The 12,851-nt window shown below is 42.7% G+C and carries 13 protein-coding genes; 10 read left to right on the top strand and 3 right to left on the bottom strand.

Annotated features, from left to right (window positions below; genetic code table 11):
- The first annotated feature begins 44 nt into the window (after positions 1 to 44).
- The 5 genes from ACESR9_RS01130 (at position 45) to ACESR9_RS01110 (ending at position 5,383) form a co-directional block, all read left to right on the top strand.
- Positions 45 to 680 (top strand): Pr6Pr family membrane protein, encoded by a 636-nt coding sequence (locus ACESR9_RS01130; protein ID WP_373105051.1) that lies wholly within the window; start codon positions 45 to 47, stop codon positions 678 to 680.
- A gap of 262 nt (positions 681 to 942) precedes the next feature.
- Complete coding sequence (pyrR, locus tag ACESR9_RS01125) at positions 943 to 1,461, top strand: bifunctional pyr operon transcriptional regulator/uracil phosphoribosyltransferase PyrR (RefSeq protein ID WP_003001719.1); 519 nt, start codon at positions 943 to 945, stop codon at positions 1,459 to 1,461.
- A 46-nt stretch (positions 1,462 to 1,507) separates the two neighbouring features.
- Positions 1,508 to 2,431, top strand: coding sequence for an aspartate carbamoyltransferase catalytic subunit (locus tag ACESR9_RS01120; protein ID WP_049488079.1), 924 nt, complete (start codon positions 1,508 to 1,510; stop codon positions 2,429 to 2,431).
- 124 nt (positions 2,432 to 2,555) lie between these two features.
- A complete protein-coding gene (locus ACESR9_RS01115; protein WP_373105048.1) occupies positions 2,556 to 3,647 on the top strand; it encodes a carbamoyl phosphate synthase small subunit in 1,092 nt (363 codons plus the stop codon).
- Positions 3,644 to 5,383 carry an ATP-binding protein gene (locus tag ACESR9_RS01110; RefSeq protein WP_373105045.1) on the top strand — a complete coding sequence of 580 codons (1,740 nt, stop codon included), beginning with the start codon at positions 3,644 to 3,646 and terminating at the stop codon, positions 5,381 to 5,383. The genes ACESR9_RS01115 and ACESR9_RS01110 overlap by 4 nt, the downstream gene beginning before the upstream one ends.
- A 38-nt stretch (positions 5,384 to 5,421) precedes the next feature.
- Here ACESR9_RS01110 and pepT read toward each other — a convergent pair whose 3' ends face one another.
- The 3 genes from pepT to ACESR9_RS01095 are packed head-to-tail and all read right to left on the bottom strand — an operon-like array spanning position 5,422 to position 8,218.
- Complete coding sequence (pepT, locus tag ACESR9_RS01105; RefSeq protein ID WP_003011473.1) at positions 5,422 to 6,642, bottom strand: peptidase T; 1,221 nt, start codon at positions 6,640 to 6,642, stop codon at positions 5,422 to 5,424.
- A 2-nt stretch (positions 6,643 to 6,644) separates the two neighbouring features.
- Positions 6,645 to 7,466, bottom strand: a complete 822-nt coding sequence (locus ACESR9_RS01100) for a Cof-type HAD-IIB family hydrolase (protein WP_373105043.1) — start codon at positions 7,464 to 7,466, stop codon at positions 6,645 to 6,647.
- The gene (locus ACESR9_RS01095) at positions 7,463 to 8,218 is read right to left on the bottom strand and encodes a LexA family transcriptional regulator (RefSeq protein ID WP_031577084.1); all 756 of its coding nucleotides are present in this window, start codon (positions 8,216 to 8,218) and stop codon (positions 7,463 to 7,465) included. The genes ACESR9_RS01100 and ACESR9_RS01095 overlap by 4 nt, the downstream gene beginning before the upstream one ends.
- 195 nt (positions 8,219 to 8,413) lie before the next feature.
- Between ACESR9_RS01095 and ACESR9_RS01090 the strand changes: the two genes are divergently transcribed.
- The 5 genes from ACESR9_RS01090 to pynA all read left to right on the top strand — a co-directional run bounded on the left by ACESR9_RS01090 (position 8,414) and on the right by pynA (position 12,811).
- Positions 8,414 to 8,851 carry a GNAT family N-acetyltransferase gene (locus ACESR9_RS01090; protein ID WP_070587372.1) on the top strand — a complete coding sequence of 146 codons (438 nt, stop codon included), beginning with the start codon at positions 8,414 to 8,416 and terminating at the stop codon, positions 8,849 to 8,851.
- Positions 8,852 to 8,917: 66 nt separating this feature from the next.
- Positions 8,918 to 10,744, top strand: coding sequence for a translation elongation factor 4 (lepA, locus tag ACESR9_RS01085; protein WP_009731117.1), 1,827 nt, complete (start codon positions 8,918 to 8,920; stop codon positions 10,742 to 10,744).
- 154 nt (positions 10,745 to 10,898) lie between these two features.
- Positions 10,899 to 11,543: a hypothetical protein gene (locus ACESR9_RS01080; RefSeq protein ID WP_302692239.1), complete on the top strand. Its 645-nt coding sequence runs from the start codon at positions 10,899 to 10,901 to the stop codon at positions 11,541 to 11,543.
- An 84-nt stretch (positions 11,544 to 11,627) separates the two neighbouring features.
- Complete coding sequence (locus tag ACESR9_RS01075) at positions 11,628 to 12,122, top strand: YkgJ family cysteine cluster protein (RefSeq protein ID WP_045759503.1); 495 nt, start codon at positions 11,628 to 11,630, stop codon at positions 12,120 to 12,122.
- Complete coding sequence (gene pynA, locus ACESR9_RS01070; RefSeq protein WP_373105037.1) at positions 12,122 to 12,811, top strand: pyrimidine 5'-nucleotidase PynA; 690 nt, start codon at positions 12,122 to 12,124, stop codon at positions 12,809 to 12,811. The genes ACESR9_RS01075 and pynA overlap by 1 nt, the downstream gene beginning before the upstream one ends.
- Positions 12,812 to 12,851: the final 40 nt, after the last annotated feature.

Raw genomic sequence — 12,851 nt, 5'->3', positions numbered from 1 at the left:
AGATAAGAGGAAGGGCCTAGCCCCTTTTCTTTCAGGAGAATACTATGAAATTCAAACTATTATTTAGCTATCGTTTTCTATTGTTTATCTTAAGTGTACTCGGCGTTTATCTGCAACTGACCAAGCATGGTGGCTTTGGCATGATGCTCTATTACACCATTTTATCCAACATGTTGGTCATGTTCTTTATGGGAGACATGGTTTGGCGCATGGTTCGAGGTCGTTCGACCCAGACTCAGGGTTACCTTCGTATGAAAGGCGCCGTAACCATGTCCATTATGATCACCTGTGTCATCTACCACTTTATGTTGGCGCCTCTTGCGACACCAGAGAAGTTTTATCGTTTGGAAAACTTCCTCTGTCACTATATTGTTCCCTTGATGTTCTTCTTTGACACTCTAGTGATTGATAAGCCCAAGCAATACCGTAAGCTGGATCCTTTGGCTTGGACCTTGCTTCCTGTAGCTTATATGCTCTTTGCCCTTCTCAATGGTTTGGTCTTGAAGTGGCCAATTCCAGGTGCAAAAGATAGTCCCTTTGCCTATTTCTTTATCAATGTTAATAAATACGGCTGGGCCTTTGTTGGAAAATGGGTGGTGATCATCTTTATCGCTTACCTCTTGGCTGGCTATGTGCTTTATGGGATTAAAAATATCAAGCGGAAATCGGCTGTTTCTTAGTAAAAACCGAACATTATTCGGACGAAAAGTCATATCTTTAAATTTTTTTGAAAAATGTTGAGTTTTTTCTTGCATGTCGTTTGAAACTGTGATATAGTTATCTCAATTAAATAAATCCTTTAATCCTGTCCCGTGAGGCAGGCAAGGAGACTGTGAAAAACAATGGCTAGGACCATAGGGCGAGACTCTATCCTCTTAGACCATTCATTTGCTGAACCTCCTTGAAAAAGGAGGTTTTTCTTTTACAACTAAGGAGGACTGAATGAAAACCAAAGAAGTCGTTGATGATTTGACGATGAAACGGGCCATTACCCGCATCACCTACGAAATCATTGAACGAAACAAAGATTTGAGCCAGATTGTGCTGGTGGGGATCAAGACGCGTGGTGTTTACATCGCTCGCCGGATCCAAGAACGCCTCTCTCAGCTGGAACAAATCGATGTCCCTGTAGCAGAACTAGATACCAAGCCTTTCCGAGATGATATGAAGGCGACAGAAGATACAACGGTCTTACCAGTTGATATCGCTCATAGAGAGGTCATCTTGATCGATGATGTCCTCTATACAGGTCGCACGATACGCGCTGCCATTGACAATTTGGTCAGTCACGGTCGTCCTGCTCGAGTGAGTCTTGCGGTTCTAGTTGACCGTGGGCATCGGGAGTTGCCGATTCGTCCGGACTTTGTTGGGAAAAATATCCCGACAAGTAAGTCAGAGGAAATCATTGTCGAGATGGTGGAGCTAGACGGCCAAGACCGCGTCCTCATCAAAGAAGCTTAAACAAATTGTAAACTATTTGCATTCACATTATAAAAGGAGAATCAACATGTCTGAAAATCAAATCGCTCTTAAAAACCTTGTCTCAATGGAAACTCTTACCAATGAAGAAGTAATGGCGTTGATCAAACGTGGGATTGAGTTCAAAAACGGAGCTAAAGCAGCCTACGAAGACCAACACATCATCTCAAACCTTTTCTTTGAACCTTCAACTCGTACCCACAAAGCCTTTGAAGTGGCAGAGTTGAAATTGGGATGTGATCTCCTTGACTTTGATGTGAAGACAAGTTCTGTGAACAAAGGTGAAACACTTTACGACACCATCTTGACCATGTCAGCTCTTGGAGTAGATGTCTGCGTCATCCGTCACCCTGAAGTGGACTACTACAAAGAATTGGTTGAAAGCCCAACGATCACAGCCTCTATCGTCAATGGTGGGGATGGTTCAGGTCAACACCCAAGCCAAAGTTTGCTTGATTTGATGACCATCTACCAAGAATTCGGTCACTTTGATGGCTTGAAAGTTTGTATCGCTGGGGACTTGGATCACTCACGTGTGGCAAAATCAAATATGCAAATCTTGAAACGTTTGGGAGCAACCCTCTACTTTGCAGGTCCAGACGAATGGAGAAGTGCGGAATTTGAAGACTATGGAACCTTCGTCACTATCGATGAAGTCATTGAAGATGTAGATGTGATGATGTTCTTGCGTGTGCAACACGAACGTCATGATTACGAATCACTCTTCTCTAAAGAAAACTACCACCGTCTTCATGGTTTGACTCAAGAACGTTATGACCGTATGAAAGATACAGCGATCTTGATGCACCCAGCACCAGTCAACCGTGACGTTGAAATTGCGGACCACTTGGTAGAAGCTCCTAAATCACGCATCGTAGAACAAATGACCAACGGTGTCTTTGTCCGTATGGCCATCATTGAAGCCGTCCTTAAAGGTCGCGGTGCAAAATAAGATAACTGACAATTCATTGAAAGGAAAGAAAGAGGACAGAGTAGAGAGCTACATGGAATCTGACTTTCCTTTTTTTGAGGAACTATGATAAAATTGGACTAGTGAAAAAGAAGGGAGGGGTTCGATGAAACGATTATTGGTCCTAGAGGATGGGACTGTATTTGAAGGGGAAGCCTTTGGTGCAGACTTATATGTGACTGGTGAATTGGTCTTTACGACAGCCATGACAGGCTATCAAGAATTGATCACGGATCAGGCTTTTAGTGGCCAGATCCTCTCCTGTACCTTTCCGGTTATTGGCGCAGCAGGAATCAATCGGGATGATTCTGAATCCATTACACCCACTTGTTTAGCAGTAGTGGTTCAGCATCTGGTGGAGATGCCGAGCAATTGGCGGCAGCAGATGACCTTGGATGAATTCTTGAAGCGAAAAAAAATCCCTGGTATTGTAGGGATTGATACCCGCCAGGTGGCAAAAATTGTCCGCAAGTATGGACGGATGAAGGCAACTGTTATTAACAAGGGGGATTCGATCGAGCATATCTTGGATCAGTTGCGAGCGACAGTCCTTCCAAAAGACCAAGTACGTCAAGTCTCGACCAAAACAGCCTATGCTGTACCTGGTTTTGGAAAGAGTATTGCCTTGATTGATCTAGGGGTCAAGCACTCTGTCTTACGTCAGCTGAGTCAAAGGGACTGTAATGTGACAGTCTATCCCTATGATATCTCTTATGATGAACTGATGGAGCAGCAACCAGATGGGGTTATTTTATCCAGTGGGCCAGGCGATCCCCATCAGGTGAAAAAACTCTGCCGCTTGATCAAAAAGCTCAATGGTCAGATTCCGATCTGGGGTATGGGCTTGGGAGCTCAGTTGTTGGCACAAGCTTACGGCGCTGAGCTGGCCCCTATGGAAGTCGGACATTTCGGCTTGAACATACCTGTGCGTGAAATTGCGACAGGAAAAATCGAGATAACCAGTCAAAATCACTTGTATAGTATAGCGAGGGACAGTCTGCCCCATGATTTATTGGTCACACATGAAAATGTCAATGACCATAGTATTGAAGCTTTTCGTCATCGTTACCAACCAATTTTAGGGGTTCAATTCCAAGTAGATGCTAGTCCAGGTCCAAGAGAAAATCTCTATTTTTACGATGAATTTTTAGAGTTGATTGATGCCAAAATTCACGAAAGTAGAAGGGAGAAGGAATGATGAAACAAAACCAGAAATTGCTTCTCCTGTGTGGAGATTCTTATCAGGATATTAGCCTCTTGGCTGCGGTAAATGAAGCACAAAAACTCAATGCCAAGGATGGGAATGCTCTTGTCCTTTATTTGGGCGAGGAAAATGCTATCACCCAAGAAGCTACAGATATAGTTGTAGTTAGTAAGCTCAAGCTGGATGCTCTTAGGACGACTCTTCTTTCTTATACTGGATCTCGCTTGCTCTTAGCTTTTGCGGACAAACAGATTTTGAATCTCTTGTTTCGTTTGGAAGAAACTGGATTTTTCAAAGATGCATCGATTATGATTGTCGGGCCGAGTCTCCAACGCTACCGTAATTTTTACCAACAGGCAGATCAACGACGTCTCTTTCAAGAGCTGGGCTATCAAGTACCCGCTTCCGCACTGGTTGGTTCTGTTCGAGAAGCTATCGAGTTTTCTGAAGGCATTCAATTTCCTATTATGATCTGGCCAGTAGCGAGTAAGCAAGGGCAAGGGCGAAAGATCGCTCATAACTTGGATGATTTATGCGAAGCTGTAGAAATGGGACTTTCGGTTTCTCCAAGTCAGCAGTGTTTGCTGGAGTTTTCGACTTATGGCTTTAAGGAACTGGATTTTGTAGTCATGCGGGATCGCGAAGACAATCACTACCTGGCGGCCTCTATTGAAAGCATTGATCCTGTTGGGATCCACTCTAGTGACTCTTACCAATTTATGCCAGCGGTCACTCTGACTGACCGAGAGTTTCAAAATCTTCGTGAAGCAGCGATCCACATCAGTCGCTATTTGAAGCTGACAGGAGCCATTTCGATCAAGTTTGCTTTGGATCCGACCAGCTATGCTTTTTATATCCTAGAAGTTAACCCATTTGCTTCAGATAGTATCTCAATGGCCTCTATGGGCTTGGGTTATTCCTTATTTGAGCAAGGAGTTCAGCTACAATTAGGGCGATCTCTCGAGCATTTGCCTCATCCCTTATTAAAGGATTTAAAGGCCGTTTACGAACCGAGTTTGGACTATATTTTCTTTAAGATTCCGATTTTTTCTGATGCTGCTAAAAATGCCCGTCTCAATACCCAAATTCACTCTTATGGGGCAGTTTATGGGTTTGGGAAGAGAATCGATGAAGCTTATCAACAAGCCCTAGAAACCATTAAAGATAAGAACTTGCTGACCATCCTTCCTGAGGAAATGAGCGATGATGAATTAATCCAGAAAATTGCTCGTCATATGCCACACCGGCTCTTCTATATCTTAGAAGCTTTGAAACGTGGTTTTGAGTTTGAGGAACTCTTGGATTTGAGTAAATTAGCACCTGTTTATTTGCAGGTCTTGGCCAATCTAGTGGAGTTAGATAAAGGAGTAGAGGCTGAGACAAGCCCAGCCTTTCTTCCGGTTGAGCCATCAGCTGGCTTATATGAGGTCAAAGCGGGAGCAGCCTATTATCTGACCCGATATGGAACCAATGAATCATTGGGTTTGGACGCTGCTTGTGTCTTAGTAGATGATCTAGAAATCCGTGATGAGTGTTTTTACCAAAAGGTGAGAAAGCAAGTGAAAGAGCTGAAAGAAAAAGGACAACAGGTGATCTTACTCACGAATCGTCCTTTTACAGAATCTTTGGCAGATAAAGTCTATTATCTTTCGATCAATGAGACAAGCCTTCGCCTGATTCAGACCATTGATCAGGTCAAAGATATTGTCAAGCTTTCTAATAGACAATAAAGGATCCGGACAAACTATCCGAATCCTTTTTTTGTTTCTTATTTTTTGGTCACAATACCGATAATGGTATCAACTGCGCGTTCCATGGTTTGGAGACTTACGTATTCAAAGCGACCATGCATGTTTTCTCCACCGGCAAAGATATTTGGTGTTGGAATCCCCATAAAGGAAATTTTAGATCCATCTGTACCACCACGGATTGGTTCAATGATTGGAGTGATACCAAGATCTTCCATGACTTCCTTAGCAAGGGTAATCGGCGTCATATCTTTTTCAATCACTTGCTTCATGTTGTAGTACTGATCTTTGAGGGTGAGGAGAACGCGTTCGCTACCGAGCTCCGCATTCATCTGATCGGCAATAGATTTCATGAGGTCTTTGCGTTTCTCAAAGCTTTCAGTTTCAAAGTCCCGAATGATGTAGCTAGCACTTGCTTCCTCGACAGTTCCATCAATATTCATCAAGTGGTAGAAGCCTTCATAGCCTTCGGTTAATTCTGGACGTGCTCCTTCAGGGAGTTTGTTATGGAAATCAATGGCCAATTGAAGAGCGTTGATCATTTGACCTTTGGCTGTACCTGGATGGACATTGCGCCCTTTGAAGGTAATTTCAGCCCCAGCTGCTGAGAAGGTTTCGTATTGAAGCTCTCCAAGAGGACCACCATCGACAGTATAGGCAAAGTCTACATCGAAATCCTCTGCATCAAATTGATCTGCTCCGACTCCGATTTCTTCATCTGGACCAAAGCCGACACGGATTTCTCCGTGTTTGATTTCAGGATGAGCTGTCAGGTATTCAATAGCTGTCATGATTTCAGCAATACCTGACTTATCGTCTGCACCCAGAAGAGTAGTACCATCCGTTGTGATCAAGGTTTGTCCCTTGTAGTTGTTCAAATGAGCAAAATCCGCTGGATCGAGTGTGAAACCAGAGTCACCAAGGGCAATGACACCCCCATCATAATTCTCAACGATTTGTGGATTGACATTTTCGGCATTGAAGTCAGCGGTATCCATGTGAGAGATAAATCCAATCTTGCGTGTAAAGCTTGGATCATTAGCTGGAAGCGTTCCAATAGCATAGCCGTTTGGTAAATAGTAGACGTTTTGAAGACCCACGCGTTTCATTTCAGGGATCAAGACGTTTGTTGCAAAATCAACTTGTGATTGGGTACTTGGAGTGGTTGTAGAATTTTCATCTGAACGTGTGTTAACTTTTACATAGGTAATAAAACGGTCCAACAAATTTTGGTATTTCATGATCATTCTCCTTTTTCAGTTTCAATTAATTTGTGAATAGCATGGGCCACACCATCCTCATCATTGGTCAGGGTGATGAAGTCTGCTATTTCCTTGACAGCAGCATTGCCATTTCCCATAGCGACGCTGTAACCAGCAAAACGTAGCATTTCAAGGTCATTGTTTGCATCTCCAAGAGCCATGACCTGGTCTCTCCTGTAGCCTAATGTTTGACTTAATGCTTGAAGAGCAGAAGCCTTGCTCGCGCCTTTTGGCAAGATTTCAAACAAGATATCCTGTGAACGAACAGTGTTAAAATCGGCCTCTAATGCAGCCTCGTGCTGAGCTTGGAAGGCATCAATAGCAGAAGGATCTCCTACGTACATAGCTTGAAAAATAGGAACAAGGTTGGGCAAATCCTCTTCTGAGACTGGTGTCGGTTTACTATTAACAATACCCGCATCCATCGTGACAAGTTCACTGGCTTCAGGTGCGACCACTAGGTAGTGATCTATGTCAAATAAGGTTAGCTGGACGTCTGTATCTTCCGTCAAAACTTGCAAGCGGTGCATGTCCTCAAGGCTCAATTCTTCCTTACCAATGATTTCCCAATTCTTAGTAGACAAGGTTGTACACCCGTTATTGATAATCATATAGTAGTTGCCATCAGGGAGTCCAATCTCTTCAAAGATGGGCCGTACCCCTGCTAAGGGGCGCCCCGTACAGATCACAATGTCATAGCCGGCTTCATGGGCTCGGTGAAGAGCTTCAATATTGCCTTTAGATAGAGTCTTATCCTCATGCAAAAGAGTTCCGTCCAAGTCAATCGCAATTAATTTAATCATTTGATTTCCTCCAAATCAAGAGGAACAAAGCCATCAATCACTTTTCCAATCACCCCAGGTTCCTCATCTAGTGGAATGATTTGATCACTATATTTCTTATTGAGGGAAACCAGTCGAATACCGTTGGCCTCACGAAATACCCGTTTGATCAACGTTTGTCCATCAAAATCAATGGCATAAATAGCCCCTGCCTGATCATAATAGGTTTGCTTGATTAACACAACAGCCCCTTTTTCGTATTTAGGCTCGAGGGAATCCGTATGAATCCAAAAAGCCAAATCGTAAGGAATCTTTTGATCAAACCAGACGATATCAGCTTGCTTTTGATTTTGGTAAGCTGCAAAAGAATCATAGACAGAATAAGAGTGGTATTGCTTTTCAATCTTCTGTCTTTCTTTCTGATGGGTCAAGAGACTCTTTCCATAAGAAAGAAGATTTTCTTGATTTCCTTCATCGAGCTGTTTATACAATCGTTCAATCTCTGAATCAATGACCACAAAATCATTGCGTAATCGCGGGTCAATTTCAGCAACCGCTACCTGGAAAAAGGCTGCAATCTTCTCTAAATTTTCAGGAACGGGAAGAGAAGTTCCTTTTACATATCCAGTCAGGGTGCTTGCAGGGATTCCAGTAATACGAGATAATTCGATCTGCTTTTTTCCTTGTTCTTTCAGTAATTCTCTGATTTTTTCCGATATAATCCGTAATGCCTCTTTGTCTTGAGGGCTTGCTTTTCCACGACCTCTGGCCAACGTACTCACCTCCTTGTATTTACCCTTACTATTATAATGAATTAAATCGAAAAAGTAAATAGAAATCCCTGAGAAATGCGAAAAAAGATGAATTTGATCTAAATCGGATTTTCATTTTAAATTTTATCAGATATTCCTTTACTTTTTGAGGAAAAAGATCTAAGATAAGAGCAAAGAGTTCATGGAGGTGGAGCTATGATTCGTACTGTTCAAGTCAAAGATGCAGGTCAAATTAGAGATTTATGTCACCAGTCTTTGGGTTATGATTCAACCCTTGAGAAAGTGGCAGCTCAGATTGATAAATTTAATTTGCCAGATTCAGATCATTTTTGCTTTGTTTATGAAGAGGAACAAACAGGAAATATTCTTGGTTATGTGGAAGCGGAAGTCTATGAAAGCCTTTATAGTGACGCTGGTTTAAATATTTTGGGTCTTGCGGTTTTTCCATCTGCTCAAGGACGTGGGATCGGTCGCCAATTGATGGAGCGAGTTGAAGAACTTGCCAAAAGCAAGCATTATGCTTTTATTCGTTTAAATTCTGCCTCTCATCGAAAAGAAGCTCATCTCTTTTACGAACGAATAGGCTATGAGGGTAATAAAACGCAGAAGCGATTTTTGAAAATAATGAATTAAGATAGGCAAAGGCCTATCTTTTTTGTTATAATGAAGAGTACGATTAAATTTACTAGGAAGATGATTATGCCAAATTTTGAAGAATTAAAAAAACGACAAGAGAAGATTCGGAACTTCTCGATCATCGCCCATATTGACCATGGAAAGTCAACCTTGGCCGATCGAATTTTAGAAAAAACCGAAACCGTGTCTAGTCGGGAGATGCAAGCCCAACTTTTAGATAGTATGGACCTGGAGCGGGAACGTGGGATTACCATCAAGCTTAATGCCATCGAGTTGAACTACACGGCTAAAGATGGGGAAACCTATATCTTCCACTTGATTGACACACCAGGACACGTGGACTTTACCTATGAGGTTTCGCGGTCGCTCGCTGCCTGTGAGGGAGCCATTCTCGTAGTGGATGCCGCTCAAGGGATTGAAGCCCAGACTCTGGCCAATGTTTACCTAGCGCTGGACAATGATTTGGAAATTCTTCCAGTCATTAATAAGATTGACTTGCCAGCTGCAGATCCAGAACGTGTGCGCACAGAAGTAGAAGATGTCATCGGGTTGGATGCTAGTGAAGCTGTCCTAGCTTCTGCCAAGGCTGGTATCGGGATTGAAGAGATTTTGGAGCAGATCGTTGAGAAAGTTCCAGCACCGACGGGTGATGTTGAAGCCCCTCTTCAAGCCTTGATCTTTGACTCTGTTTATGATGCCTATCGTGGGGTAATTCTTCAGGTCCGTGTGGTCAATGGAATGGTTAAACCAGGCGATAAGATCCAGCTCATGAGCAATGGCAAGACCTTTGATGTCACAGAAGTTGGGATCTTTACTCCTAAAGCAGTCGGCCGTGATTTCCTTGCGACTGGAGACGTTGGCTATATTGCGGCCTCTATCAAGACCGTTGCAGATACCCGTGTCGGGGACACTGTGACCTTAGCGACCAATCCAGCAAGTGAGCCACTACATGGATACAAGCAGATGAACCCAATGGTCTTTGCAGGTCTCTATCCGATCGAATCCAATAAATACAATGATCTTCGTGAAGCCTTGGAAAAATTGCAATTGAATGACGCTAGTCTTCAATTTGAACCGGAAACTTCTCAAGCCCTTGGTTTTGGTTTCCGTTGTGGTTTCTTGGGACTTCTTCATATGGACGTTATCCAAGAGCGCTTAGAGCGTGAGTTCAATATTGACTTGATCATGACAGCACCGTCTGTTATCTACAAGGTTAATTTGACAGATGGCGAAGCACTAGATGTGTCTAACCCATCTGAGTTCCCAGATCCAACCAAGATCGCTTCAATCGAAGAACCTTATGTCAAAGCGCAAATCATGGTGCCACAAGAGTTTGTCGGAGCTGTCATGGAATTGGCCCAACGCAAACGTGGGGATTTTGTGACCATGGACTACATCGATGAAAATCGAGTCAATGTCATCTATCAAATCCCACTGGCGGAAATTGTCTTTGATTTCTTTGATAAATTGAAATCCTCTACTCGAGGCTATGCGAGCTTTGACTATGAGTTGTCTGAATACCGTCCTTCTAAATTGGTCAAAATGGATATCCTTCTCAATGGCGATACTGTCGATGCCCTCAGCTTTATCGTTCACAAGGATTTTGCCTATGAACGTGGTAAGTTGATCGTTGAGAAGCTCAAGAAGATTATTCCTCGTCAACAGTTTGAAGTGCCTATCCAAGCGGCGATCGGTCATAAGATCGTGGCTCGTACAGATATCAAGGCCCTTCGTAAGAACGTCTTGGCCAAGTGTTATGGTGGGGACGTCTCACGGAAACGCAAGCTTCTTGAAAAACAAAAAGCTGGTAAGAAACGGATGAAGGCAATTGGATCTGTAGAAGTACCACAGGAAGCCTTCTTATCTGTCTTGTCAATGGATGAAGAATAACATTTAAAGTGCCTCAAAAGGGCACTTTTGTTATAGGTATAAAAGAAATAGACTGAATGAGAAAGGTTCCATCAGATGTGACACTTATCCTATTTTAAAATACCCACTTTCATGGTAGACTAGAGGAAAGAAAACGTTCTCAAGGAGGGTGATCATGAAACGTAAATTACTAGTCGCATCCCTTACGATTCTCTCTGCCTACACCCTAATGGCTTGTAGTCACACCACTAAAAAAGATACAGCAGCTTCTTCTACAAAAGAAAGTAGCAGCAAAGTCGAAAAGAAACCAAGCAGTTCTTCGTCAAAGGATACTGCTTCTACAAAGAAAAGCACTTCCAGTCAAGAAACCAAGCGGATTGGAAATGCAGATTATGGATACATCAATATTCCAAGTAAATGGATCAAGTTTACGGACCTTAGTGGGGTTGAGGCTGTCCAATATACTGATGGAAGTGGTTATAATATTGTTACCCTGAACAGTTTTACCAAAGAAAAAGCCAAAGTTCCTGCGGATATCGAGTTTAATGCTGAATTTCTGGCCAAGAAACTAGCCGTTATGTGGGAAGACAATCAGGATGTTGGGAAGATGACGGGAGCGCGGACTAAAGTCGCAGGTCTGGATGCCTACCAGCTTCAAATTGTCATGAAATCTGGTCAATACCTGATTACTTGGATCTTCCAGAAGGGTGAAAAAGTTTATACCATTTCATTTGAAGGAGATGCAGAAACCTTGAAAACCTTTATCCCATACATCGAAGACACATGGAGCTTAGATGGAACAGGTGCTGTAACCGATTAATTAAGTGAGATAGATCGCAAGATCTATCTTTTTTCACAGTCTTTGTGGTATAATGCTTCTATTGTTTAGAAGAGGAAATAGAGGATGACACAGGAAATTGATATTGAAAAATACCATCAGTTAGCTCTCCAAAAGCAAAAGGAGCACCGCAAGGTATTGGCGAATCTCAAGAAGAAACCACCTAAGAATTTAGATAAACTAGCGCAAGAAATCCACGATGAAGTTTTCCAAGAAATCGATTGTACGGCTTGTGCCAATTGCTGTAAAACCTTAGGGCCCGATTTTAAGGAGGCCGATATCACGCGGATCGCCAAATATTTCAAGATGAAGCTTCCTGCCTTTGAGGCTGAATTTCTTCAAGTTGACGAAGATGGGGACAAGGTTTTTAAATCCATGCCTTGCCCTTTTCTTGGTGGGGACAATCTCTGTTCCATCTATGATGTTCGGCCTAAAGCTTGTCGGGAATTCCCTCACACCGATCGCAAGAAGATTTATCAGATCAACCATCTGACCATCAAGAATACCCTCACTTGCCCAGCGGCTTATTTATTTGTAGAAAAATTGAAGGATCGTTTGTAATGGCATATACATTTTTACTTTTTGATTTGGACCATACCTTGTTGGACTTTGAATCTGCTGAAGAAACGGCCTTAACGCAGATGTTAGAAGACATGAATTTTCCAGATGTACAGGCCTTTAAGGATTACTACAAACCCATGAACCAAGGTCTCTGGAAGGATTTGGAACAAAAGAAATTAACCAAGCAAGAGCTCGTGGATAGTCGGTTTGCGATTGGGTTTGCCCACTTTGGGATCACGGTTGATGGGGCTGAGATGGCTCTTCGCTACCAAGATTACATCAGTCTTCAGGGGCAGTCTTTCCACGGTGCGGAGGACTTACTGGCTCGACTTGAAAAAGCAGGTTACCAGCTCTATGGTGCAACGAACGGAGTGACTGCCATTCAAGAAGGACGCTTAGCTCATTCTACAATTGCTTCTTATTTCAAAGAGGTCTTTATCTCTGAACAGCTTCATACTCAGAAACCAGAACCTGCATTTTTTGACAAAGTTGGCCAACTGATTCCAGGTTTTAGCAAGGAAGAGACCCTTATGATCGGAGATTCCTTGACGGCGGATATCGCAGGAGGAAATGCTTCGGGGATTGATACCGTCTGGTATAATCCTGATCGTAAGGAAAATACCAGCCTGGTAGTACCGACTTATACCGTTAGCAACTATCAAGAAATCGCCGATTTACTGATAAAATAAAAAATTTTAAATACTGTCAAGTTTTTTTCTTGACAGCTCT

This window comes from Streptococcus parasanguinis, assembly GCF_964238605.1.
GTDB classification, from domain to species: Bacteria; Bacillota; Bacilli; order Lactobacillales; family Streptococcaceae; genus Streptococcus; species Streptococcus parasanguinis_AJ.
This window is presented reverse-complemented; position numbering and strand designations above follow the sequence as displayed.